Raw genomic sequence first — 23,875 nt, 5'->3', positions numbered from 1 at the left:
CTGCTGACTGACCGCCGGCCATCCGCTGCGTGAACAATCCCGAGCGTGGGGAATTGTTCGGGCCATGAGGTCACTGGCGCGCGTGTCACGATCGTCGAGCGCCGGGCCGCCGCCCGGGCTGGTGCGCATGCGGCTGGTCGCGACCGCGCTGCTGCTGGCGATGGCAATGCTGTTCCTCGCCGCGCGAACGCAGCAGCATGTCGCCCCGTTCTGGGGGTTCGTCCGCGCCTTTGCCGAAGCCGCGATGGTCGGCGGGCTGGCCGACTGGTTCGCGGTCACCGCGCTGTTCCGCCACCCGCTCGGCCTGCCGATCCCGCATACCGCGATCGTTCCGCGCAACAAGGACCGCATCGGCGACACGCTGGCGCATTTCCTGCGCGACAATTTCCTGGTACCCGATGTGGTCGCGCGGCGCATGAGCCGGCTTGACCCGGCCCGGGCGGCGGGGCGCTGGCTGGCCAATCCCTCGGGCATCGGTGGCGGCCGGCTGCGTGAGGGGGCATCCCGACTGGCCAGCAACATGCTCGAATCGCTCGACCAGGAACGGCTGGGCGGCATGGTGCGCGCGACCCTGGGGCAACGGCTGCGGGCGCTGGAGATAGCGCCGCTGCTCGGTCAGGCGCTGACTGCGGCGATTGCCGAGAACCGGCATATCCCGTTGCTCGACGGCATCGTGCGCTGGGCCGGGCGGGTGCTGTCGGCAAACCAGCCGGTGATCCGGACGATGATCCATGACCGCGCCGGCGCGCTGCTGCGCTGGACCGGTCTCGACGAGACGCTGGCCAACAAGATCATCGCCGGGCTCGACGCGCTGCTGGCCGACATGGCCGAGCAGTCCGATCACCCGCTGCGCGCCAAGGCCGAGGAAGGACTGGCGACGCTGGCGCACGACCTCCAGCACGATCCGGCGATGCGGGAGCGCGTGGAGCGGTTCAAGGCGCAGATGCTGGACAATCCCGCGCTGGCCGATTGGTGGCAAAGCGTGTGGGAGCAATTGCGGGCGGCGATGCTGCGCGTGGTCCGCGATCCCGATGCGATGATGGCCGGCGGGTTCGGCGATGCTCTACGTCAGTTCGGCACGACCTTGCAGGCCGATCCGGCGCTGGCCGCGACGGTCAATCGCTTCGTCCGGCGCGCGGCGGTGGGGGCGGCGGCGGATTATGGCGACGCGATCGTCCGGCTGGTGTCGGAGACGGTGCGCGGCTGGGATGCGCGGACGATCACCGGCCGCCTGGAAAACGCCGTCGGCCGCGATCTGCAATATATCCGCATCAACGGCACCGTCGTCGGCGGGCTCGTCGGCCTCGCGATCCACGCCGTCGACCGGCTGTTGTGACGGTCTCTAAGTAGTTGCCGTTCCATCCGGGATCGCTCATTGAGGAGCGCGATGAGCGCCCAGGCCACTTTCGACGGCAACCGGGAAGGCGACGCGGCGACGTTGCGATTCGCCGGCAGTTTGTCGCTGCCCAATCTTGGCGACCTGCCCGAACGCCTGTCGGCCTATGACGGCAAGGTCGAGCGGATCGACCTGAGCGCGGTCGACCGCCTCGACACGATCGGCGCATGGACGGTCTATCGCTTCGCCAGGAACCACGGCGCCAGGATCGAAGGGCTGGACGACAACGGCAAGCACCTGATGGAACAGGTCGAGGCGGCCGATCACCCGGTACGAACGCGGCCGCAGCACGTCCCCGCCTTCACCCGTGTGCTGGGCGAGATCGGCGAGGCGACGGTCGCCGTCACCCACACGATGATCGGGCTGCTCGGCTTTCTCGGCGCGACGGCGCTGGCGTTCCTGGCGGTGCTGCGCCATCCCAGCCGGTTCCGGTTCAACGCCACCGTCCAGCGGTTCGAGGTGGTCGGCGTGTCGGCGCTGGGCATCATCGGCCTGATGAGCTTCCTGATCGGCATCGTCATCGCGCAACAGGGGGCAGTGCAGTTGCGTCAGTTCGGTGCCGAGGTCTATACGATCAACCTGATCGGGCGGTTGACCCTGCGCGAGCTGGGCGTGCTGATGACCGCGATCATGGTCGCCGGACGGTCGGGATCGGCCTTCGCCGCGCAGCTCGGCACGATGAAGCTGACCGAGGAGATCGACGCGATGCGCACGATCGGCGTCTCGCCGATGGAGGCGCTGGTGCTGCCGCGCGTCATCGCGGCGATCGCGATGATGCCGTTGCTTGGCTTCTATGCGTCGCTGATCGCGATCATCGGCGGCGGCCTGTTATGCTGGGCCAATCTGGGTATTCCGCCGGTCACCTATATCCAGCGCATCCGGGAAGTCGTGCCGATCACCGATGTCTATGTCGGGCTGGTCAAGGCGCCGGTGTTCGGCGCGATCATCGCGGTCGCCGGCTGTTTCCAGGGCATGCTGGTCGAAGGCGACGCCGAACAGGTCGGCACGCGCACCACCGCCGCGGTGGTCCAGGCGATCTTCCTGGTGATCGTGCTCGATGCCTTTTTCGCGGTGTTCTTCACCTGGATCGGCTGGAACTGATGGCCGACACCGACCTCGTCATCCATGTCAGCGGGCTGAAGAACGGCTTTGGCGAGCAGATCGTCCACGAGGACCTCGACCTCGACGTACGGCGTGGCGAGATATTGGGCGTGGTCGGCGGATCGGGCACGGGCAAGTCGGTGCTGATGCGCGCGATCATCGGGCTGCAGACGCCGATGGCCGGCGACATCACCGTCTTCGGCGAACCGACGATCGGCCGCGACGAGACCGAGGCGGTGGCGATCCGCAAGCGCTGGGGCGTGCTGTTCCAGGGTGGCGCGCTGTTCTCGACGCTGACCGTCGCCGAGAATGTCGAGGTGCCGCTCAAGGAATTCTATCCCGAACTCGATCAGGCGCTGCTCGACGAGATCGCCTCGTACAAGGTCGTCATGACCGGCCTGCCGCCGGACGCGGGCCCCAAATTCCCCGCCGAGCTGTCGGGCGGCATGCGCAAGCGCGCCGGACTCGCGCGCGCCTTGGCGCTCGACCCCGAATTGCTGTTTCTCGACGAGCCGACCGCCGGTCTTGACCCGATCGGCGCGGCCGCCTTTGATCAGCTGACCAAGTCGCTCCAGCGGACGATGGGGCTGACGGTGTTCCTGATCACCCACGATCTCGATTCGCTGTACGCGATTTGCGATCGGGTCGCCGTGCTGGCCGATAAAAAGGTGATCGCGGTGGGCACGATCGACGAATTGCTGGCGTTGGACCATCCGTGGATCCAGGAATATTTCAAGGGACCGCGCGGGCGCGCCGCAGAGACGACGATGGAACGCGATCGAGCGCAAGTGACGGCCACGACAGAGGCAGGGGCTGACTGATGGAAACCCGTTCGAATCACGTCCTTGTCGGCGGCGTCGTGCTCATCCTGTTTGCGGTGCTCGCCCTCTTCATCGTGTGGATCGCGCGGTTTGGCGGCGAATCAAAGCTGGAATATGACATCCTGTTCAAACAGTCCGTCGACGGCCTGGCCAAGGGATCGTCGGTCAACTTTTCGGGCGTGCCGATCGGCCAGGTCAAGGACATCGCGCTCAACCCGCAACAGCCCGAATTCGTCCGCGTCCGCGTCACGGTCGACGACAAGACGCCGATCCTGCTCGGCACCACCGCGACCATCCAGGGCAGCTTTACGGGCACCAGCACGCTGCAGCTCGACGGCGCGCAGACCGGCAAGCCGCGGATCGACTGCAGTAATTCGGCCTGCCCGCTGGGCGTCCCCTTGATCCCGACCAAGCCCGGCGGGCTGGGCGCGCTCCTGTCCAACGCGCCGCAATTGCTGGACCGGCTGACCACGTTGACCGAAAAGCTGACCTCGCTCCTGTCCGATCGCAACCAGGCGTCGATCGCCGGCATCCTCGCCAATACCGACCAGCTGACCAAGGCGCTGTCGGATCGCGGGCCGGAGATTGCAGCGACCCTGGCCGAGACGCGCGTCGCGATCCAGAAGGCAGGCATCGCCTCGGAACAGATCGGCCAGCTGGCGGCGACCACCAACGGCCTGCTGGCCAATGACATCAAGCCGACGATCGCCAACCTCAACCGCACCGTCGCTTCGGCGCAGAAATCGATGGAGACGCTGGACGCCGCGATCGGCGATGCCCGGCCGGGGCTGCAGGCATTCTCCAAACAGACCATTCCGGAGGTCGGTCAGCTGGTCCATGACCTGCGCGAAATGGCGGCGGCGCTGTCCTCGGTCGCCGAGAAGGTCGATCGCGGTGGTGCCCGATCGATCATCGGCAGCCCCAAGCTGCCCGATTACAAGCCCGGCAAGTGAGGATATGCGCGATGATCGGCAAGACCACAATCCCCGCTTTGGCCGTGGCCCGAGCGCTGGCCCTGGCCCCCGCGATGCTGGCGCTGCCGCTGGCCGGGTGTATCAGCCTGGGCGCTAAGCCGCCCAAGGCGCTGCTCACGCTGACCTCTGCCCAAAGCGTCCCCGCCGGCACCATTCAGAGCTCGGCCGCCTCGCCGACGATTACCATCCTGGTGCCCGCCGTGCCGCAGTCGCTGGCCACCGCGCGCGTGCCGGTGCAGGCCGGCGACGTCGCGATCGCCTATGTGACCGACGCCGTGTGGGTCGAGGCGCCGCAGCGGATGTTCGCCCGGGTGATGGCCGATACGATCGCGGCGCGGACCGGCCGCGTCGTGCTGTCCTCGGCGCAATCGTTCCAGGATCCCGGCGCACGCCTGTCGGGGGAATTGCGCAATTTCGGGATCGACGCGACCGGCGGCGGCGCCACCGGCGTCGCCCTGGTCACCTTCGACGCCACGCTGACCCGCGGCGAGGCCGGCAAGTTCGAGAAGCGCCGGTTCGAGGCGCGCGTCCCGGTGGCCATCGTGGACGCGACGACGGTGGGGCCCGCGCTCAACGACGCCGCCAACAAGGTTGCCGCCCAGGTGGCGGACTGGGTCGGCAAGTAACCGCGACCAGCCTTGTCACCCCGCCGATCGCCGCCGCACCGGCACGGCGACGCTGCACAAATCGGCGCCCCCCGCCGACACCGTAAAGAATGGCGGCTCGCGATTCTCTCGCGCCTTCAGATACCGCGCGAAAGTTGGCGAGGTGGGCATCAGATATTCGAATCTGGGCCGCTCGGCCGGGAGCAGGGCGCTGGCCAGCCGCGCGGAGACGATCGCGGCCGGCACCTGGTCCTTCTCGTAGAAGCCGAGCTTACCGGTCCCGCGCGGCAGCGAGGACAAGGCGTCGATCCCCTCGATGACGCGACCGACCAGCGCGATGTTGCGATCTAGCGCGCGCGGCGCATGGCCGATCACCGCATAGAGTTCGGCCCCCGACCCGACGCTCGGCGCCAGGTCGCGCGCGACGCCGACCATGCCGTAACAATGGGTCAGCCAGCTGTACTTGCCGTCGCTCGCCACCGGCCAGCCATCGTCCGAAAATCCGGCGATCGCGGCGAAGCTGTCGGGCCGTGTCATGCGCAAAACGGGCGCGCCGCCGATACGCTCATATTCCGCCGCGCCCCCATCGGCGACGCCCGCGGGCAATGGCTTCTTCTCGCTCGCGTCGCCCCATTGCGCGACGTAATTGTCCTGCACGCGATAGACGCTGGCGCCGTTCCACCATCGGCTGCCGGCAAGCAGGCGCATCCGCTCGACATGGCGCGGCGCGAAGGAGGCGGCGAGCTGGACGATCACCTGCCGCCGATTGAACAGCGTGAAGATCAGGATGTCCTCGTCGGCAATCGCCCGCCACGCCGCCGCCGGCGCGCCGGCGGCGATTTCCGCCGGCGAGGGCGGCGGCTTGGCGGCGGGCACGGCCTGGTCGAACAGGAAGGCGAGCGGCAACAGTATCGGCATGTCCCCACAAAATGCCATCACCGTGCCGCGCCGGCAAGCGCTTGCGTGGTACGGATGCAGGCTCTACGGCCCCTAGCCTCCAGGAGAAGCGGAGCGGTGGCCGAGTGGTCGAAGGCGCTCGCCTGGAAAGTGAGTATACGCCAAAAGCGTATCGAGGGTTCGAATCCCTCCCGCTCCGCCACAGTCTATTGTTTTAATTGAGTAATTTGGCGTTAAAAAGTTGCTTGTTCGAGTTTCATCCCCGATCAGGGCAAATTTTCTGCGACCGGCCCTGAACTATAATAGCCGCACTACTCCGCTCAAAGACAAGGCATAGTGTGCAGAGCCGCATTGGACGCCGCGAACCAGTCCGGATAACCGAACCGATCATGCAGTGGCCCGTAAATACGCTGTCTCGGCGAGACGTGCAATGGAGGCCGCTTAACTACAGCAACGATCCGAGACTATCGCTGCACAGAATTACTCCCCGAACGCGATCCTGCCATATAACGTTATGTTATAGCCCACGCGATAGATTATCGCGTCGCTATCGCAAACCGCAAGATCGACCCAGAACTCGCCATTCGAGGTCGTCCCCGGGCCAGGGCCCAATACGTTCTGGACGATCCTTCCATTCGGAGCTTCTTCTATAATCCCGAAATGGGGACGGCAATTGTCCACTGCAAAACCCGCGTTGACACTCTGGTTTTTATCAAAGATCGAATTGAGCGAAGCAAGGATCGCAAAGTCCTCAACAACGAATCCGAATGTCAAATCTGGCGGCACAGATGTGCTTGTCATGTGAAGTGCCCGTCCGATAGGACCAGTTACACTCGGAGCAAAAGAGAAGGTCTGACGGTTCCACTGGCCCCCCGAGGTGTTTGACTTGAAATCTGGTTCGATGATACCGGTTAGCGTCATTATCCAACGTTGATCACGAAAATTGTTGGGCGGTGGCGTATTGAAGACCGTGCCAGACGGCGCGATCACCCAGTTCTGGTAGGCAAAGTTTGTGGTCGCTTCAGCCATATCATATCTCCAATTCCTGGTCGTCAGTCCGATAAGGAAGCTAGCCAATCAGTGTCCGGTGAATACCAAAAGTCTCCACCCAGGAGCAAGCTTGTGGCGCGTCCACCCGCCCACCCTTGCGCAGGGACCAGGCCGTCTGCATCGGACAAATCATCTTCGGGGATAAGGATGACAAAACCGAGGCTTTCTTGCTGGGGTATGCGCCAAGGTGCAGCCCCCTTTCCCGCCAGGTCGAGACAGCGATGCCGCCAGTCGAATAGAGCCGGCCAGCCGGTGTCGGTTGACTTCTCCCCGATCGCTCCGCTCTAATGGCCCGTGAGATCAAGGGACGGGGCATGACGGATGCTGCACCGCGGCCGCTTTATCCGGGAAAGGCCGGTTTGCGCCGCAACATCCTGCTCGTGCCAAGCCGCGATGGCATTCGCGCCGATGTCGAGGACGATTTTCACGAATTCGGCATCGAGTTGTCGGTAGAGCACGATCGGATAGTTGATGTGCGAACCGATGCCGGGCGAACGCCGTGGTCGAGTTGCGCGGAGGCGGGCGGGTTTCTCGCCGAAAGACTGGCCGGTCTGGCTCTTGAGCAAGTCGCCGGTTTCGACAATCCTCTGCTCCATTGTACTCACCAGTTCGACTTGGCCCTGATCGCCGTGGCGCATGTCCACGACAAGGCCCCGACATTGTTCGAAATGTTCGTGAGCGATCCGGCCGATGGCCAGGTAAGCGCCGAACTGAGGCGGGATGGAGAATTCGAGCTGTCCTGGCGGATCGAGGCGACGCGGATCGTCTCCCCCGCCGCGTTCGCCGGACGTGACCTGAAGATGCTGCGCGAATGGCAGGGGACGCTGGAGGCCCGGACGCGCGAAGCGGCGCTGATGCTGCGCCGCGCCGCGTTCATCGCGCGCGGGCGGAGCATTCCCTCCGAACTGCTCGATCCCGCCATGCTGAACCAGCTACAGGTCGGCGCGTGCTATAATTTCCAGCCCGAACGGATCGGGCGCAGCATCTGGCATGTCGACCGGCGCCGCGATTTCACCGATTCCCGGACGGCGCCGCTTGCCTCCCGGATCAGCGCCTTGAGGGAAGATTGTTCGCTATCCCGGTGACGTATGCCAGCCTCATCCCCGTCGGTCGCCATTCTGATTCCGGTTGCTGGGCAACGTGTCGTCGAGTGTCGCCTGGCCGCGGACCCGGTCGTGGATCAGGTCGAGCGTCTCCCGTACCAGGCCGGTCCAACCGGCTGATTTCAGTTCGCGCCACGCCTGTTCGTTCAATCCGCCGGGAGTGGAATGCTCGATGGCGAGCCGGTCGAAACCATCCGCGGCCCGCGCTTGCGCCGTTGCCCCCAGCGCGTTGAAGATCGCACCGACATAAGGGCGGACCCGGTCGTCGCCGAGCCCCCGGCTCGACAGCCAGTCGGACACGCTGTCGAGCAGGCCGAAATAGCTGCCCATCAGCGCGGTGACCGCCAGGCAGGCATCGATATCCGCCTCCCGGTCCAGCAAAACCAGTCGCCCCAGTCCGTCGAGGAGCGCGGCGATTTCAGGGAGCGGCGGGTACAGGGTCAATGCCCCCAGGCGATCCGCTACCGGGGGCAGCGGGACCGCCCGAGCGATGGTCGTGGCGGGTGCCACCAGCGGCTTGAGCCGTTCCACGTCGAACGTGGCGACCAGACTGACGATGCGTTGCTCGGCCCGAAAGATCAGCGGCGAGAGCACTTGTCGGGCCACTTGTGGCCGGATCGCGAGGAAAACGATATCGCTGCCGTCAACCACCCCCTGATTGTCGGCGGCTATCGCAATGGACCGATGGCGTCCCGCCAGCCGGTGCGCGACCTCTGTATTGCGCGGCGACAGCAGGAAGTCGGCGCGGCGCTCACCGCCCGCGCACATGCCGGTGACCAGCGCCTCGGCAATGGTGCCGACGCCAACGATCCCGACCCTGGGCAAGCCGACACTCATCGGGCGACGGCCCTCTTCCCGCAAAGCGCAGGGTTCGGAACTGGGCAGGGGTCGATCATGCTCGCGCCGTTCTCCCCAAGACCGCGCGCGCCGCGGCTCAGATCATGTGTCCACCCCCTCCGCCATAGGCATGAGACCCGCCGGCATGTCGAGCCGAAAACGACGCCGCCCACGAGGCGAATGCGGAGCGTCACGCCCTTCATCGACCGGGCAAACCGCGCCCATATCGGAATTAGTTTCGGTCGCCGACTCCATCGGTTCTCCGTCATCATCCGAAAAAGGGAATTTGCATGACGGATACCGCGGCTAGTGGCCGCCGAGCATTTGGTCCGCGCACGATCACGGTATTCGCTTCACGCGCGCGATCCGGAGAAATACTGAAGGCCTTGGCTCGGTCGGGGCTGGATACGGCCGATATCAACATATCGGACGACCCAAACCTGCCCATCGCGCCGATGGTGGTCGACTGCCGCGACCTTGATGACTCGCGGGATTTGGAACCTGTACTGGAGCGCGTATTGCAGCTTTCCGGTACGTCCCTGATCATCGCCACCTTCGATCAACTCGACCATATATGGTCGAGCTTCTGCCGGACCGATGTCGCCATCGCTTGCGACCCCGCGCCTCCGGAATGGGAGCTCCTCGCGGAGGAAATGCTGGGCCGCCACGATCGAGTGCATGAGAGTAGCGGTGCAGAGACCGACCGCCTGAGAGAAGTACACCTGAAAATATCGACATTGTCCGCACGGCTTGCCGAGGTTGAGAAGCTGGCCAGCGTGCAGAACCAGAATCAACAGAGTAGATCTCAGGCAGAGTTGATCAGGAACACCATCCGAGCTCGACGGTTAAGAGATCGTTTTGTCCCCAATTTGTTGGCCGATCCGGCATGGGACATATTGCTTGATCTGTTTCTCAATGACCTTGAACAGAAAACCATCAGCATCTCCAGCCTGTGCGTTGCCGCGAATGTACCCACGACCACGGCATTGCGGTGGATCACCCAATTGGAAGAAGCCGCACTGGTCGTAAAGTTTCCTTCCACCCGCGACCGACGAATGACCTTTGTCGCGCTTTCCGAAAAAGGGCGGGAGGTGATGCTGGCATATTTCAGCGCGACACGCGATGCCGGTCTGCCGCTGGTGTAACATGAATCAGGCAATCGTATCCATAATGGATAAGATTGTCGGCTACGTTCGGTCGCAATCTGCCGTTTAGGCCAGAAGTTGTTCCGCGCGAAAGCTCAGCCAATTGCCTTTGGCCACCACGATGTGGTCGATCAGACGGACGCCGATCGCATCCAGCCCCTTGGCCAGGGCGAGCGTCACCAGCCGATCCGCCTTGCTGGGCATCGGATCGCCCGATGGATGGTTATGCACGAGCACCACCGCCGTGGCGCCCAGCTCCAATGCGCGCTTCAGGATCGGGCGCACGTAGATCGACACCTCATCCACGCAGCCGCTGGCGACGAGCTCGTCGCGGATCAGGTCAAGCTTTGTGTTGAGGAACAGGACGCGGACCTGTTCGACCGGCGCGTAGGACGCGGTCACGATCAGATAATCGATCAGCTGGCGCATGTCGGCAAGTGACGGCCGCGCCCTGTTTTCGGGCGTGACCATTTCCCTGAGGCACAGCCGGATCGCCTGCAAGCGGTTGGCGATGTGCACGCCCGCCGCGGCCTGGATTGCGGGATGCCCCGCGCCGACTACTCCCCCGATAGAACCGTACGTCTCTAGCAGCGACGCGGCTATCTCGTCCCCCTGGGCGCCTAGAGTGCTTTCCAATAAGGCGACCAGGATGGCTCTTTGCCGCTCCTCGCTTCGCGCCGCCAGTGAAAGATCGTCCCCGTCAGCAGGATCATCACCTGGAAATAGGGCCATGCCGCGTTCATTACCATGTTGACCTGCCACATCCAGTTCGGACCGACGCGCCGACCCAATTGGGCAAGGATGATCATCCACTGCAAACTCGAGACCAGCATCGGCCAGCTGCGATTGGCGATCAGCGCCACGCAGAACAGCCCCAGCGCCAATGCCAAGTTGATCCCGAAGCTGATCCAGTCCGCGCTTACGTAGCGATTGAGATCTCTGAACAGGGCAACCGAGATCAACCAGGCGGTCAAGAACATGAAGCCAACGACGCGTTCCGGCGCGCCACCCTTCCACCCAGCGAGTCCGACGCTGCTTGCGAGCAAGGCCACGAATGTTGCGAAGAAGAGCACGCGCCGGAACGACCACCGACAAAGGCTTCGCGTCAAGCCGCAATCAGGCGACGGAACGGAGCGGATGGACGTCGGCCAGGACGCCGCTCGGCCCGCATTCGGGTGACGTGCAGCCCCAGCCGCTGTCCATCAGCGGGGTTCCGGGCAGGAATTTGGCGAATTCCCGATGGGCTTCGCGAAGCGCTTCGTCGGCCTGGACTGACAGCAGCACGCCGCGCGCCAGCGCGACCTTGGCCGCGCCGGTATCGGCCTGCTTGAACCCCGGCAGGGTGGCGGCGCGCAAGGCGATCGCCAGCGCGTCCGCGGCCCCTTGCGCCGCGGCGGTCTGGGCCTTTTCCGCGGGCATGAACGATTCCGACAGGGCAGTCGCGGTTTCCAAAAGCTTCTTGCGCATGAGTTCTCCTTTCCGCGCACGGATGGTCGCGGATGAAATGGGTGAATGTCGTGATTGGCGGATTAGTGAACGAATGCTTCGATTGTTCGCGTGAGCGACTCCGCGACCGCCGAGATGACCAGCACCGCGACCGTCATCGCACAGGTGATCCTGAACACGATCCCGGCACGTTCGCCCGGCGTCAGGTCACCCGTGAACACCTTCAACCATTGTTCAAGCAATCGCCGGACCGTAATAATGGTCGGGATTTCATGACCAGTGTCGAACAGTGCCCGCTCTTCTTTCAGCCTCCTGTTGTCGATGTCCGTCGGCGCTGCGACTGGCAGCGGCGACAGGTCCAGCATGGCCGACAAAGGCGATCGCGCAACAGCGTCCGATTGATGTCTCAACTCTTGAGATTGTTCGAGGCGTTCCAGCGCCCGCGCTGCGGCCACCCTGTCGACCACGCCGAATGCGCGGATTGCGTGACGGCAATAGGTGTCGATCGTGTTGGGCGCCAAGCCGAGTTCAAGCGCGATCTTCTTGGAGCTGTAACCCCGCCCGACCAGCCGCAGGCAGGCCAGGTGAGTGGCGGACAGCTTTACCGAGGGTCCCTCGGCGTCCGTCACGAGCCAATGACCTGTCGTAATCGCACCGGCGGGGCGGGGGCCGGCGCGGGGCCAGCCGGGCGAGGGCGATGAGGGTCGTCCATTGGCGGATGCTAATCACCGGCCTTCGCCCAGATCAAGCCCAGACTGCCCGCCCGGCCAAGATGCCGCGTTTACCGCCGGAGCGGGAGCCGCCGCCCGTCGACGATCGAGCGCCAGGCCCATTCCACGGGAGCGATCCTGAACCGGCGGAGATACCAGGCCGCAAGCGCCAGCAGCATCGCGTCGATCGCGACCGCGGTCAGCATCAGCGGCATCCAGCTGAGCTTGCCGTACAGGGCGAGCCCCTGGGGCGGAAACAGCATCCAGACGCAGATGATCGACTGCAGGACATAGATGGTCAGGGCGGTTCGCCCCGCCGCGGCGAACGGCCTGAGGATGCGCCCGCCCGCCCTGGTGCCGAGCAGCAGGCAGAGGAGGCCGACATGGCCCAGCGTCATCCCGATCCGGGCGAATTCGTCGGCCAGCCAATGCCATTGCGGCTGATCGTCGAACCGCGTCATCGCATAGGCGCCGGCCGCCCGGTATCCGCCGGCCAGCGCATAGCCGATCGCCGCCATCCGCGCGTAGAAACCTGGTCGTCGTTCGCCCTGCAGGATGCCGAGCCTGAACAGGGCAGCGCCGATCAGCATCGTGCCCGCCGCTTCCCAGATCGCGAACAACTCGTCGATGCCCAGGCGCTCGATCGACTTCTTCCACGCCGCGACCATCCAGCGAGCGACCGTGGACGAGCGTTCCTGGTCCTCGAGGGCGACCGCCCGCGCGGTATCCGCCCTGGCCCTGGCGCGCTTGACGACGCGCTGCCGAAACGACTCAATCGCCTCGCGATCGGCCGGGCCGAGCTGTTGCCCCGCGTCGCGTCTGGCGGTCGCCGCCGCCGCGGCGGAGCTGAGCTGATGGTATTTGTACAGGCCCTGGCTTACGCCCACCACCTGGCCGGTCGCGCCGATCAGGCCGATCGCGATCAGCCAGCGCGGTGGCAGGCGCCGGAACAGGAAAACGATCATTGCCGCGAGGCCATAAGTATGGAGGATGTCGCCGGGCCACAGCAGGACGACCATGTGGATCAACCCGAACGCCGCCAGCACCAGGTTACGCCGATAATAACGTCGCATCACCATCCACCGGCCGGCGCGTTGCGCGATCCTGTCGGTCAGGATCACCATGCCCGCCCCGAACAGCATTTCGAGGAGGCACCGTGCCGTGCCGTCCGCGAGTATCTGGCGTGCCCACCACGCCATCCGGTCGGCCGCGCTCCAGCCGAGATGCCGGATGTCCGGATAGCTGAACGACGCCCCCATGCTGTCGATGTTCATGAACAGGATGCCCAGAATCGCGACGCCGCGCAGCACGTCGAGCGTCACTATTCGCGGTGCGCCGTCCGGCTCGTTCGATATCAGGTCATCGGCCATCCGGCGGCTCCGTGCTGGTCGACGGGTTCCCCTCCCCGGGACGCGGAGTCAAGGAACGGCATCGGCCATGACCGAAAGAGGAAGCAGCATGGCTGAAGCGATGAACGACCGGGTGGCGATCGTGACGGGCGCCAGTCGCGGCATCGGCGCCGCGATTGCCAGCGCCCTGGCGGCAAGGGGATGCGACGTGGTCGTCCATTACCAGCATGATCGCGCCGCCGCGGAGGCGACACGGGCGGCGGTCGAGGCGGCGGGCCGAAGGGCGGTGACCGCGCAAGGGGCGATCGAGGCCCCCGATACCGCGCAGGCGCTGGTCGACGCCGCGCTGGCGGCGTTCGGTCGGATCGACATCGTCATCAACAATGCCGGCATCGTCAATGCAGGTTTCGCGCTGCACGAAAGCGAGGTGGCGGAGGTGGAGCAGCAATTCCGCGTCCATTGTCTCGGCGCCTTCGCGTTGACCAAAGCGGCAATGCCCCACCTGCTGAAGCAGGCGCGGGGCGACATGGTCTATATCTCGAGCACCGCGGCCAAGAAGCTGATCCCGCTGACCGGCCCCTACGCGATGGCCAAGGCGGCGGCCGAGACGATGGCGATCATCATGGCCAAGGAATTGTGCCGGCAGGGCATCCACGTCAACGTCGTGGGCCCGGGCCTGACGGTGACGGACATGAACATGGGCAAGGCGATCGCCGACGCGGCGGCGCTGGCCGAACTGGACAAGACGATGCCGTTCGGCCGTGTCTGCCGGTCCGAGGAGGTGGCGTCGGTCGTCGCCTTCCTGTGCTCGCCCGAGAACAGCTACGCAAGCGGCGAGCGTATCTACATGGACGGAGCCAGGGGACCATGAGCCTGAGCCAGGACTGGACGCCGCAATATTGCGAGGATGCGACCTATATTCCTGCGTCACCGGATCAGGTGTTCGACGCCTTGCTGGATATTGACGGATGGAATGATTGGTGGGTGATGATGCGGTTCGAGCCGGAGGCGGCGGGCGCCCTGGTGCCCGGCAGCCGTGTCGTGTTCGATGGCGGGGTGAGCCGCTGGATCGCCGAGGTCCTGCGCATCGACCGCCCGCGCAGCATCCGCTTCCGCTATGCCGAGGGCGACCTGCTCGGCGAGACCGAGTGGCGGATCACGCCCGAGCCCGGCGGGTGCCGCGCCGCCTATGTCTATCATGGCGTGACCGCCAATGCCAACCGCGCGGCGGCTACCTTCGGAACGTTCGGCACGAAATTGCATATGATGGTGATGGAAAAAGATGCGCTCGACGGCCTCGTGCGCAAGGTGACCGGCGCGCCGCTCGACGCGGCGTGGCGTGATTCGGTCCGGGCGGCGGTCGCGGTCGGGCGCGCGGCGCTGGTCACGGAGATCGGCGCGTGAGCGAGGGACGGTTCGCCGGCAGTGTCGCGATCGTCACCGGTGCCGGCTCGGGGATCGGGCGCGCGACCGCGATCGGCCTTGCCGAGGGCGGTGGGCGCATCATCGTCGGCGACGTCAATCGCGCGCGGGCGGACGAGACGGTGGCGTTGCTGCCGCCGGGCGCCGGCGTGGCGGTGGTCGGCGATCTCACCGAAAGCGTCGTCGCCGATGCGCTGGTGGCCGCGGCCGAAGCGCTGGGGCCGCCCGACATTCTGGTCAATTGCGCGGGGTATGGCGGCGGACGTGCCGCGTTCGGATCGTTCGAACCGATGCTGTGGAACCGCATCCAGGAGGTAAATCTAGGCGGCCCGTTCCACCTCATCGGCCGCGTGATCGAGGGCATGGCCCAGCGCGGGCGGGGCGCGATCGTCAACGTCGCGTCGGTGGCCGGCATCGTCGGCGAACCCGGCATTTTCGGCTATTCCGCCGCCAAGGCCGGCATGGTCAACCTGACGCGCGCGCTGGCATTGCATTACGCCGCTCGCGGGGTGCGTGTGAACTGCGTCTGCCCGGGGGTCACGGACACCAATTTCCTGGTCAACGTCCGTGCCGCTCCGGATGCGGAAGAAATCTTCGCGCGCTATGCCCGGCTGATGCCGATCGGCCGGATCGCCCGGGCCGAGGAGATCGCCGAGGCCATCCTCTTCCTCGCCTCCGACGCGGCGAGCTTCTGCGTGGGGGTCGTCCTGCCGGTCGATGGCGGCTGGACCGCGGGGTGACGCAATGCGCCGGCCAGCCGGCCGCTCCTGAAGAGAGACCGGCCCGGACTTGTTTCAAACGCGCTCGATGATGATCGCTGGTGCCATGCCGCCCGCCGCGCACATCGTGACGAGCCCGCGTTTGAGGTCGCGGCGCTCAAGCTCATCGAGGATCGTGCCGATCAGGATCGCGCCGGTCGCCCCGATCGGATGGCCCAATGCGATCGCGCCGCCGTTGACGTTGACCTTTTCGCGGTCGAGATCGAGATCGCGGATGAACTTTTCCGCGACGGCGGCGAACGCCTCGTTAACCTCCCACAGGTCGATATCGTCCGGCGTCAGGCCGGCCTTTGCCAGCGCCTTGCGCGCGGCCGGGACCGGCGCGTTCAGCATCAGCGTCGCGTCATCGCCGACATTGACCGCCGCGAGGATCCGCGCGCGCGGCTTCAGGCCGTGCTTCTCGGCATACTCGCCGGAGGCCAGCAACAGCCCCGCCGCGCCGTCGACCACGCCCGAGCTGTTGCCGGCGTGATGGACAGGGTTGATGGTCAGATCGGGGAACTTGCCGGTGATTACCGACCGGAAGGTCTCGCCCTTGTCGTTCATCGGATAGTCGGCGATCTGCGCAAAGGCGGGCTTCAGCGCGCTCAGGCTTTCGGCCGTGGTGTCGGGACGAGGATGCTCGTCCCGCTCCAGCACCGTCGTGCCGGTCTCGTCGACCACGGGAATGAGGCTCTTGTCGAAGCGCCCCTCGGCGATCGCGCGGGCGGCGCGCTTCTGGCTCTCCAGGCCGAACGCGTCCATCTCCTCCCGGGTAAAGCCTTCCAGCGATGCGATCGCGTCGCCGCACACGCCCTGGTGCGATTGCGGATGGGCGCGGTGCAGCCGCTCGTTGCCCGATCCCATGCCGAACCCCTTGACGCCCATCGCTATGTCCTCGGCGATCGAGGCGTTGATATAGGACATCATCTCCGTACCCCCGGCGACGATCAGATCTTCCAGGCCGGCCATGATCTGTCCGGCGGCAAGGCTGACGGCGGTGATCCCGCCACCGCAGAAGCGGTCGAGCGTGGTGCCGCTGACCGTCGGGTCATAGCCGGCATCTAGCGCGGCCATTCGGCCCAGGCCGCCGCCCTGCTTGCCCTTTTGCGCCGAAACCGACCAGATCACGTCGTCGATGTCGGCGGTGTCGATGCCGTTGCGCTCGACCAGCGCGCGCATGACGGCGGCGGTCAGGTGATGCGGGTGCATGTGGGACAACGCGCCCTTGCCCGCCTTGCCGGTGCCGCGCGGCGTGCGGACCGCATCGATGATATATGCTTCGGCCAACTCTATCTCCATCGTGATGATGCGCGCGCGATCGGCGCGCTTGGCGTGCGGCGTTTCACGGACGTTGATATGGGATGGCGTGGCTGCCGGCACCCCGTGCATGGCCGGCGTGAGCTATTTATCGCCTAGGCGATCATTCCGCTGCGGCATCGGTCGTAGAGAAGCCGTCACCGCCAGCGATCGAAGAATCCGGCAACCTCTTCGGCAAAGGCGGCCGGCTGTTCCCAGGCGGCAAAGTGACCGCCCTTGGCCATGCGCCGCCAATGGACCAGGTTGAAGTCCTGTTCGACTGCGGCACGGGGCGGCGGCGGCAGGAATTCGGCGGGAAATTCGGCAAAACCGGTCGGCACCGCGATGCGCGGCCAGACATTGTCCTCGCCGGCGACGCCGCGGTACATCCAGATTGCCGTGCCCACCGCGTCGTTGACCAGATAGGTCATGATGTTGGTGATCAGCTGGTCCTTCGACAGCACGCTTTCGAGATCGCCATGGCAATCGGTCCAGCTCCGGTTCTTCTCGATTACCCAGGCAGCGAAGCCGATCGGCGTGTCGGCCAGCGCCAGCCCGATCGTCTGCGGCTTGGTCGCATGCTCGGCGGCGTAGCTGCCCTCGCGCCGCATCAGTTCGCCGACCCGGGCGAGATAGTCCGCGACCGCGGGCGATGGCGTGCCCCCGGGGACATGATGCAGCATGTTGAGGTGGATTGCCGCGACGACGTCGCCATGGTCGCGCCCCAGCGCCCGCGTCACCATCGACCCCCAATCGCCGCCCTGCGCGCCGAACCGGCGATAGCCGAGAACATCGACCATCAGCATGCGCCACAAGGCGGCCGTGCGGCGCGGGCCGACCGGCACCGGCGGTCGCCCGGAAAAACCATAGCCGGGGAGCGAGGGCACGACCACGCTGTAGCCGCGCGCCGCCAGCAGCGGCATGGCGGCGAGAAACTCGACCACCGAACCCGGCCAGCCATGGGTGAGGATCAGCGGAAAGGGATCGGACCCGTCCCCCGTCACATGATAGAAATGGATCTCGATCCCGTCGACCGCCGCCTTGAACTGCGGAAGGGCATTGAGCTCGGCCTCCGCCCGGCGCCAGTCATAGGACGACAGCCAGTAATCGCGGAACTCGGCGAGATAGCGGGCGTCGGTGCCGTATCGCCAGTCGGCGTCGTCGGCGGGCGCGGGGCCGATTTCGGCGAGTTCCAGCCTGGCGCGGATCTTCGCCAGTTTCTCATCGGGCACGGCGATGGTAAAGCGCGTCGCGATCATGCTGATTCCTTTCGATAGACCCCGCCCAGCCGGGCGCCGGCGCGCATGGCGGGAGAGACGGTCATGACCATCGCCAATGCCGACAGCGGGCGCCGCTCATGAGCGGCGATCGGCGTGCCTGGCTGAAGCGCTTCATCGCCGCCTGGCATGCACGCGATCTGGCCGGGGTCGGCGCGTTGCTGGCGCCGGGCTTCCGTTACCAGGCGGCGACGGTACAGGCCGATTCGATCGAGGCATTGTTCGCGATGGCGCGAATCATCTGGGCGGCGACCCCCGACGAGGCGGTCGAATTGCTCGACGTTATAGTCGAGGACGACGCGATGGCAGTTGAGGTCCGCACTCTTGCGACGCACACTGGTGACCTTCTTTTCGGCGGCATCGTCATCCCGGCAAGTGGCCGGGCGCTCGACATCCGCTCGGTCTGGATGATGCGCTTTCAGGGTGACAAGCTGCTCCATTGGCGCGAATATGGCAGCATCAAGCAGTGGGTGGAACAGATGGGCGCAACGGTGACCATCACTCCCGGAGAACGGCCATGAGACGTACGAAGGTCAGCAGCGATCGAGTTGACAGGGCATGAGCGCGCCCAAGCCGCGTTTTCGTGTCTATCGGGCACAGGAGTCGCGGGAGGTCAATGAGGAGCTCATGCCGGTGGTCGGCATGACCGATGACGACGCTGCCGGGATGACCGCGGCGATGGCGGCGGGTCTGGCGACGGGCGCCACATCGCGGCTGGTGATGGCCGACGAGGCGACCGGCATGAGCCTCACCTATGCCGCGTTCAAGGCAGGCTTCCTGTTGCCGCGGCACAGCCACGATGCGCATTGCGCCTATTACGTCATCGCGGGCGAGGCGCATCTGGGCAACGCCGTGCTGAAGGCGGGGGACGCGTTCGTCGTGCCCGCCGGGCATTTCTACAGCTACCGCGCCGGCCCGGCGGGGGTCGAGGTGATGGAATTTCGCACGCGCACCGAATTCCACTTCAAGTTCGGCGGCAATACGCCGTCATTCTGGCAGGAGGTGATCGCCGCGACGAAGGCCAATGCGGACGCCTGGCGCAACCAGCCGCCGTCGGAGGCCGCGCGGCGGTTGCTGGCGGGACAGGCCGATCGCGACGGGACGCAGCCGGAGGTGTCCCCGGAGGCTGTTTGAAAGGTCAGGCCGCTGCGCTGGCGGCTGCGGCAAGCCGGACGCTTGGCTGCCGCTCGCGGGGGCCGAGATAGTCGGCCGGGTCGGGATTGCGGGTCCAGCGCCAATATTGCGAGCAGGACCAGGGCGAGTTGGTGGTCACGCGCCCCTTGGCGTTCTTGAACCAATTGTTGGTGTGCTCGAGCGTCCAGACGAAGTCCTTGAGCTCGTGCTGCACCTTGTCGTTATAAGCGCGATAGACGTCTTCGCGGACCTCGATCTCGTCCTGGCCGTCGGCGATGCCGCGCCCGATATTGCCGATGATGTACCGCGCCTGGCATTCCGAATTGAAGATCAGCGTGCCGTTGAAGCCGAGGTTCGTGTTCGGGCCGTACATCATGTAGAAATTGGGGAAATGCGGCACGGTGATGCCGTACAGCCCGCCCGGCTCGTCATCCCAGAAGCCGTTGAGCGACATGCCGCCGCGGCCGAGTATCTCCATCGGGTGCAGGAACTTCTGAGTGTGGAAGCCGGTCGCGAAGACGATCACGTCGGCCTCGTGCAGCATGCCCTCGCCATCGACGATCCCTTCCGCCACGACCTCGCGGATACCGCTGGTCACCAGGTCGACATTGGGCTGCTGGAGCGCGCGCAGGAAGCTGCCGTCGATCACGTTCGGCCGCTTCATGTAGGGTGGGTAGTCCGGCACCACCTTCGGGATCAGATGCGGCGTGTCGGCGAGGAACTTCTCGATCCCGTCGGTCAGCCGCACCCGGCTCGCCTCGTTGGCCGCGCTCGTCGATCGCGATCCGCCGTCCCAATCGGGGTCGATCTTGAACCGCACCGGCGTCAGGTCGAACGGCCAGTTGAAATAGAGCGTGCGCGTCCAGCCGGCATAATAAGGCAGGTGCGTGAATGCCCATTGCTCGCTGTCGCGGATCGAACGGGTATATTCGGGATGCACCGCCATCCAGTTCGAGCTGCGCATGAAGATGCTGGTATGTCCCGCGATCGCCGCGACCTGCGGGATCGCCTGCGTTCCCGTCGCCGCGGCGCCGACGAAGATCACGCGCTTGCCGGCAAGGTCGACGTCCTGCCGCCACCGCGAGGTATGGAAAGCGATGCCGGCAAAGCTCCCCAGCCCCGGCAGGTCGGGAATTCTGCCGCGGTTGAGCTGGCCGACCGCGCTGACCAGCGAGCGCGAGCGTTCGGTCCGCTCTGCGCCGTCGGGGCCGCGCAGCACGACCGCCCATTCGCGGGCGGTTTCGTCATAGGCGGCGCGCGCCACTTCGGTCTCGAAGCTCACCAGCCCGCGCAGGTCGAACCGGTCGACGAACGTGTTGAAATAACGCTCGATCTCGGGCTGCGGTGAGTAGAGCGTCGGCCATTCATAATCCTGCATGAACGAAAAGGAATAGGAGTGGCTGGCGACGTCGACCCGGCACCCCGGATAACGGTTCTCGTACCAGGTGCCGCCGACGCCCCTGTTCTTCTCGATCACCCTGACCGGAATGCCGGCCTGCTTCAGCCGGAACGCCATCAGCAGGCCGGACATGCCCGCCCCGATGATCAGCACCGGGTTCGCCGCCTTCTGCGCCTCGCTGACGGGTTTCGGCCATTCATAGCGCCGGCTGTCGCCGTCATAGCCCATCTCGTCCTTGATGACGGGGACGTACGAATCGCCCATCTTGGTGCCGACGAGGAAGTCCAGCATCCTGCTCAGTTCGGCGTCGTTCGGGCGATAGGGTTCGGGCTGTCCGGCGTCTCGCCATGCCACGATCGCGTTCACGGCGCGCGCGCGCAGGGCGGCGGCCTGCTCGGGCGCGATCTGGCCGCTGCCGTCGCCATTGTACATTGGCGGCCTGGTCGCGACGCCGTCCAGGATGGCCAGGCTGCCGGTCATGTGCACGACCGAGCATAGCAGCTGGACCAGGCCGATATCGCCCACGACCTGCGTCAGCGTCTCCCGGTCCTCGACGATCGGTTGAGTGGCCTGGTTGGCGCCGATCATGACGGGCTCCCTGTGAAACGACGATCCGAACATGGCAGTCCAGCTATTGGCGTCTTGACGACTCGCGACAAAGTTCGGGGCGGCCGACGCATCCGTATAGCGATACCGGTGCGCTTGCCCGAGCAGTCAACTTACCGGCATCTATGGCGCGTCGGTCGGCGAGCAGGAGGCCGTCGCGGCCCGTTCAAAAGGTCGCGCTGAGTTCGCTTGGAAACAGCTCCCACCGGCCATCCGAGTGACGCGCCCAGCCGCTCGAAGCCCAGGTTCCGCCATCGACGTTGATCGTGACGCCGGTGATATAGCTGGCCATCGCGGAGGCGAGGAAGACCGCGGCGCCCGCGCAATCGTCGAAATTGCCCGCACGCTGCAGCGGGACGTGGCGGCGGCGCGTTTCCAGCGCGGGCGCGTCGAGCATCGCGGGCACGTGCTTCACCATGAATTCGGTCGTGACGAGATCGGGCGCGATGCCGTTGACGCGGATGCCGTGATGGCCGAGCTCCAGCGCGATCGAGCGGGTGAAGTTGATCATACCCGCCTTGCACGCGGCATAGACCGAATAAGCCGGCGCGGCGCGCATGCCCTCGATACTGGCGATGTTGATGATGGCGCCGCCCTTGCCCGCTGCGATCATCGCCTGAGCGGCGGCCTGCGTCGCGGTGACCAGGTTCTGGAGGTTGATCGCGATCTGTCGGTCCACCGCCCGATCCGACATGTCGACCAGGTCGATCGGCCGCGTGCCGCCGGCATTGTTGACGAGGATGTCTAGCCCGCCGAGCTCCGCGCCGGTGCGGGCGATGGCGGCGCGGATCGCGTCGCGGTCCATTACGTCGGTCGGGATCGCGATCGCGCGCCGGCCCTTGGCGCGCACCAGGTCGGCGACCGTCTCGCCGGCGATCGGATCGATGTCGGCGACCGCGACGTCGGCGCCGAATTCCGCCATGCCGATCGCGATCCCGCGCCCGATCCCGCCGCCGCCGCCGGTCACCAGCGCGACCTTGCCCGTCAGCAGGATGTCGTCGCGGGTCATCGCCGTGCGGGTGACGTCGTCGACCATTGCCGTCCTTTCCGTTTGTCCGCCCGCGGTCGTCAATCGCCGTTCCCGCCGCCATGGACGACCATGTCGTGGCCGGTCATATAGCTGTTGGTCCTGGATCCCAGGAACGTGATCGCATCGGCATATTCCGCGATCAGGCCATAACGGTCCATCCACGGCTTGGTCCCGCCGAACTGCCGCACGCTGAGCTCGACGGCGTCGTACGGATTGGTCGGATCAAGGCCGTGCTTTTCGAAATAGCCGTTCATTACTTCGCCCCAATTGCCGCCTTCGACCATGATGCCGGCGGGCGAAAAGATGTTGACCGAAATACCGTAGGGCGCGAACTCTCGCGCCTGGGCCTTGCTGAGCGAGACGACCGCGGTCTTCGACATGTTGTAGATGTGGAGTACGGGCGAAGAGCCTCCGCTCGACGCGGTGGACACATTCACGATCCGCGCCCAGTCGGCGGCCTTCATGAACGGTAAGGCCGCGCGCGTCGTACGGACGTAACCCAGCGTGATGACGTTGTACGCATCGGCATACATCGTCTCGTCGGCGAATTTCTCCGATGGTCCGTGGGTGCCGATCGAGTTGGCGGCGTTGTTGATGAGGACGTTGATCGTCGACCAGCTCTTGCCGATCTCGGCGAATGCCGCGTCGACCGCCTCGCGGCTCGACATGTCGGCCTCGGCCAGCAGAACCTCCGGCGCGCCCAGCTCACGGCATTGCGCCGCGGTCTTTTCAAGCCCCTTGCGGCTGCGCGCGATCAGCGCGAGCCTGGCCCCCTCGCGCGCAAAGGCCCGGGCGATGCCGCGTCCCAGCCCGCGCGATGCGCCGACCACGACGACATGTGCGTCCCTCAAGCCCAGGTCCATGATTTCCGTCCTCTCCGTCAGTTTGACAATAACCTGCCCGGCCGAGGCATGGCGGTAAATGACACGCGACGGATATCGCCAGGGCGTTGGCGATGTAGCATGGGGGCGATATGGAAGAAGGCGCGGCGCGGCGCCATTGCCGCGACGAGCGGCTCATAGCAGATTGACCAGCGATACGCGCACCGGACGGGCCGGCGTCGTATGTGCCGCCGGACAGCCAGGGAAGGGATGCGCATGGCGCTTTACGTCACGATCCATCTGCACAACGTACCCGACGCGCGCGAGGCCGATTATGCCGCCTGGTTCGATGGGCCGCATCGCGAAGCGGTTGGCCGGCTGCGCGGCTTCACCGGCACTGCCGACCGCTATCAGGTCACGCCCGAGCAGGTCATGGTCGATATCGCGCAGCCGTGGAAGTTCTGCAGCATCTACGATTTTGCGACCGAGACGCCGGAGATCGATATTCCCGCGCTCGGGCCGACGCTCGCCGACGCGCGCGACGCCGGGCTGATAGAGACGGCCGGCGATTCCGAGCGGCTGTTCACGTACCGCATCTACACCGACGACTGGGAAGCCAGCGCCAATTTCCAGCGCGACCAGCCGCTGTCCGGCGTCAGCATCCTGATCGGCAATTATGTCGCCGGCCGCTACGA

The 23,875-nt window shown here is 65.7% G+C and carries 26 protein-coding genes, 1 tRNA gene and 1 pseudogene; 14 read left to right on the top strand and 14 right to left on the bottom strand.

Features of this window, described 5'->3' with window-relative positions:
- The first annotated feature begins 64 nt into the window (after positions 1–64).
- From ACFE7K_RS07185 to ACFE7K_RS07165, 5 genes are read left to right on the top strand one after another with little or no spacing between them, the layout of a single operon-like run.
- Positions 65–1,336: a DUF445 domain-containing protein gene (locus tag ACFE7K_RS07185; protein ID WP_375397498.1), complete on the top strand. Its 1,272-nt coding sequence runs from the start codon at positions 65–67 to the stop codon at positions 1,334–1,336.
- Between the two features lie 51 nt (positions 1,337–1,387).
- Positions 1,388–2,497 (top strand): MlaE family ABC transporter permease, encoded by a 1,110-nt coding sequence (locus ACFE7K_RS07180; RefSeq protein ID WP_375397497.1) that lies wholly within the window; start codon positions 1,388–1,390, stop codon positions 2,495–2,497.
- The gene (locus tag ACFE7K_RS07175) at positions 2,497–3,318 is read left to right on the top strand and encodes an ABC transporter ATP-binding protein (RefSeq protein WP_375397496.1); all 822 of its coding nucleotides are present in this window, start codon (positions 2,497–2,499) and stop codon (positions 3,316–3,318) included. Before ACFE7K_RS07180 ends, ACFE7K_RS07175 begins: the two co-directional genes overlap by 1 nt.
- Positions 3,318–4,271: an MlaD family protein gene (locus ACFE7K_RS07170; protein WP_375397495.1), complete on the top strand. Its 954-nt coding sequence runs from the start codon at positions 3,318–3,320 to the stop codon at positions 4,269–4,271. The genes ACFE7K_RS07175 and ACFE7K_RS07170 overlap by 1 nt, the downstream gene beginning before the upstream one ends.
- 11 nt (positions 4,272–4,282) lie before the next feature.
- Positions 4,283–4,918, top strand: a complete 636-nt coding sequence (locus tag ACFE7K_RS07165; RefSeq protein WP_375397494.1) for an ABC-type transport auxiliary lipoprotein family protein — start codon at positions 4,283–4,285, stop codon at positions 4,916–4,918.
- A gap of 15 nt (positions 4,919–4,933) precedes the next feature.
- Here the strand turns inward: ACFE7K_RS07165 and ACFE7K_RS07160 are convergent, their stop codons facing one another.
- Positions 4,934–5,815, bottom strand: a complete 882-nt coding sequence (locus tag ACFE7K_RS07160) for a peptidylprolyl isomerase (protein ID WP_375397493.1) — start codon at positions 5,813–5,815, stop codon at positions 4,934–4,936.
- Positions 5,816–5,905: 90 nt separating this feature from the next.
- Between ACFE7K_RS07160 and ACFE7K_RS07155 the strand changes: the two genes are divergently transcribed.
- Positions 5,906–5,996: transfer RNA gene (locus tag ACFE7K_RS07155), tRNA-Ser, on the top strand.
- Between the two features lie 278 nt (positions 5,997–6,274).
- On the opposite strand, the gene ACFE7K_RS07150 is transcribed toward ACFE7K_RS07155, so the two are convergent.
- Positions 6,275–6,823 (bottom strand): hypothetical protein, encoded by a 549-nt coding sequence (locus ACFE7K_RS07150; protein WP_375397492.1) that lies wholly within the window; start codon positions 6,821–6,823, stop codon positions 6,275–6,277.
- Positions 6,824–7,128: 305 nt separating this feature from the next.
- Complete coding sequence (locus ACFE7K_RS07145; RefSeq protein ID WP_375397491.1) at positions 7,129–7,440, bottom strand: hypothetical protein; 312 nt, start codon at positions 7,438–7,440, stop codon at positions 7,129–7,131.
- 18 nt (positions 7,441–7,458) lie between these two features.
- On the opposite strand from ACFE7K_RS07145, the gene ACFE7K_RS07140 reads away from it, so the two are divergent.
- Positions 7,459–7,929 carry a hypothetical protein gene (locus tag ACFE7K_RS07140; protein WP_375397490.1) on the top strand — a complete coding sequence of 157 codons (471 nt, stop codon included), beginning with the start codon at positions 7,459–7,461 and terminating at the stop codon, positions 7,927–7,929.
- A gap of 12 nt (positions 7,930–7,941) precedes the next feature.
- Here the strand turns inward: ACFE7K_RS07140 and ACFE7K_RS07135 are convergent, their stop codons facing one another.
- Complete coding sequence (locus tag ACFE7K_RS07135) at positions 7,942–8,784, bottom strand: NAD(P)-binding domain-containing protein (protein WP_375397489.1); 843 nt, start codon at positions 8,782–8,784, stop codon at positions 7,942–7,944.
- Positions 8,785–9,074: 290 nt separating this feature from the next.
- On the opposite strand from ACFE7K_RS07135, the gene ACFE7K_RS07130 reads away from it, so the two are divergent.
- The gene (locus tag ACFE7K_RS07130) at positions 9,075–9,929 is read left to right on the top strand and encodes a winged helix DNA-binding protein (RefSeq protein WP_375397488.1); all 855 of its coding nucleotides are present in this window, start codon (positions 9,075–9,077) and stop codon (positions 9,927–9,929) included.
- Between the two features lie 66 nt (positions 9,930–9,995).
- Here ACFE7K_RS07130 and ACFE7K_RS07125 read toward each other — a convergent pair whose 3' ends face one another.
- The 5 genes from ACFE7K_RS07125 to ACFE7K_RS07105 form a co-directional block, all read right to left on the bottom strand.
- Positions 9,996–10,661 (bottom strand): RadC family protein, encoded by a 666-nt coding sequence (locus ACFE7K_RS07125; RefSeq protein WP_375397487.1) that lies wholly within the window; start codon positions 10,659–10,661, stop codon positions 9,996–9,998.
- Positions 10,550–11,002: a hypothetical protein gene (locus ACFE7K_RS07120; protein ID WP_375397486.1), complete on the bottom strand. Its 453-nt coding sequence runs from the start codon at positions 11,000–11,002 to the stop codon at positions 10,550–10,552. Before ACFE7K_RS07120 ends, ACFE7K_RS07125 begins: the two co-directional genes overlap by 112 nt.
- A 43-nt stretch (positions 11,003–11,045) precedes the next feature.
- Positions 11,046–11,396, bottom strand: coding sequence for a hypothetical protein (locus tag ACFE7K_RS07115; protein ID WP_375397485.1), 351 nt, complete (start codon positions 11,394–11,396; stop codon positions 11,046–11,048).
- A 62-nt stretch (positions 11,397–11,458) separates the two neighbouring features.
- Positions 11,459–12,004 carry a response regulator transcription factor gene (locus ACFE7K_RS07110; protein WP_375397484.1) on the bottom strand — a complete coding sequence of 182 codons (546 nt, stop codon included), beginning with the start codon at positions 12,002–12,004 and terminating at the stop codon, positions 11,459–11,461.
- A 152-nt stretch (positions 12,005–12,156) separates the two neighbouring features.
- Positions 12,157–13,455, bottom strand: coding sequence for a DUF418 domain-containing protein (locus ACFE7K_RS07105; RefSeq protein ID WP_375397483.1), 1,299 nt, complete (start codon positions 13,453–13,455; stop codon positions 12,157–12,159).
- Between the two features lie 88 nt (positions 13,456–13,543).
- On the opposite strand from ACFE7K_RS07105, the gene ACFE7K_RS07100 reads away from it, so the two are divergent.
- The 3 genes from ACFE7K_RS07100 to ACFE7K_RS07090 are packed head-to-tail and all read left to right on the top strand — an operon-like array spanning position 13,544 to position 15,596.
- Positions 13,544–14,305 carry an SDR family NAD(P)-dependent oxidoreductase gene (locus ACFE7K_RS07100; protein WP_375397482.1) on the top strand — a complete coding sequence of 254 codons (762 nt, stop codon included), beginning with the start codon at positions 13,544–13,546 and terminating at the stop codon, positions 14,303–14,305.
- Positions 14,302–14,838: an SRPBCC domain-containing protein gene (locus ACFE7K_RS07095; RefSeq protein ID WP_375397481.1), complete on the top strand. Its 537-nt coding sequence runs from the start codon at positions 14,302–14,304 to the stop codon at positions 14,836–14,838. The genes ACFE7K_RS07100 and ACFE7K_RS07095 overlap by 4 nt, the downstream gene beginning before the upstream one ends.
- Positions 14,835–15,596 carry an SDR family NAD(P)-dependent oxidoreductase gene (locus ACFE7K_RS07090; RefSeq protein WP_375397480.1) on the top strand — a complete coding sequence of 254 codons (762 nt, stop codon included), beginning with the start codon at positions 14,835–14,837 and terminating at the stop codon, positions 15,594–15,596. Before ACFE7K_RS07095 ends, ACFE7K_RS07090 begins: the two co-directional genes overlap by 4 nt.
- Positions 15,597–15,650: 54 nt before the next feature.
- Here the strand turns inward: ACFE7K_RS07090 and ACFE7K_RS07085 are convergent, their stop codons facing one another.
- Entirely contained in the window at positions 15,651–16,904 is a 1,254-nt protein-coding gene (locus tag ACFE7K_RS07085) for an acetyl-CoA C-acetyltransferase (RefSeq protein WP_375397550.1), read from the bottom strand.
- Between the two features lie 167 nt (positions 16,905–17,071).
- Complete coding sequence (locus ACFE7K_RS07080) at positions 17,072–18,172, bottom strand: epoxide hydrolase family protein (protein WP_375397479.1); 1,101 nt, start codon at positions 18,170–18,172, stop codon at positions 17,072–17,074.
- Between the two features lie 98 nt (positions 18,173–18,270).
- Here ACFE7K_RS07080 and ACFE7K_RS07075 point away from each other — a divergent pair, with 98 nt between their 5' ends.
- Both ACFE7K_RS07075 and ACFE7K_RS07070 read left to right on the top strand, forming a co-directional pair.
- Positions 18,271–18,711: an ester cyclase gene (locus ACFE7K_RS07075; protein ID WP_375397478.1), complete on the top strand. Its 441-nt coding sequence runs from the start codon at positions 18,271–18,273 to the stop codon at positions 18,709–18,711.
- Positions 18,712–18,832: 121 nt separating this feature from the next.
- Positions 18,833–19,324 (top strand): cupin domain-containing protein, encoded by a 492-nt coding sequence (locus tag ACFE7K_RS07070; RefSeq protein ID WP_375397477.1) that lies wholly within the window; start codon positions 18,833–18,835, stop codon positions 19,322–19,324.
- A gap of 4 nt (positions 19,325–19,328) precedes the next feature.
- On the opposite strand, the gene ACFE7K_RS07065 is transcribed toward ACFE7K_RS07070, so the two are convergent.
- From ACFE7K_RS07065 to ACFE7K_RS07055, 3 genes are all read right to left on the bottom strand, one after another.
- Complete coding sequence (locus ACFE7K_RS07065; protein WP_375397476.1) at positions 19,329–21,311, bottom strand: flavin-containing monooxygenase; 1,983 nt, start codon at positions 21,309–21,311, stop codon at positions 19,329–19,331.
- Between the two features lie 184 nt (positions 21,312–21,495).
- Positions 21,496–22,365 (bottom strand): SDR family NAD(P)-dependent oxidoreductase, encoded by an 870-nt coding sequence (locus tag ACFE7K_RS07060; RefSeq protein ID WP_375397475.1) that lies wholly within the window; start codon positions 22,363–22,365, stop codon positions 21,496–21,498.
- 32 nt (positions 22,366–22,397) lie between these two features.
- The gene (locus ACFE7K_RS07055) at positions 22,398–23,222 is read right to left on the bottom strand and encodes an SDR family NAD(P)-dependent oxidoreductase (protein ID WP_375397474.1); all 825 of its coding nucleotides are present in this window, start codon (positions 23,220–23,222) and stop codon (positions 22,398–22,400) included.
- A gap of 234 nt (positions 23,223–23,456) precedes the next feature.
- Between ACFE7K_RS07055 and ACFE7K_RS07050 the strand changes: the two are divergent.
- A pseudogene (locus ACFE7K_RS07050) lies at positions 23,457–23,875 on the top strand (hypothetical protein); the annotation flags it as partial.

This window comes from uncultured Sphingomonas sp., assembly GCF_964244265.1.
In the GTDB taxonomy this organism is placed as follows: domain Bacteria; phylum Pseudomonadota; class Alphaproteobacteria; order Sphingomonadales; family Sphingomonadaceae; genus Sphingomonas.
This window is presented reverse-complemented; position numbering and strand designations above follow the sequence as displayed.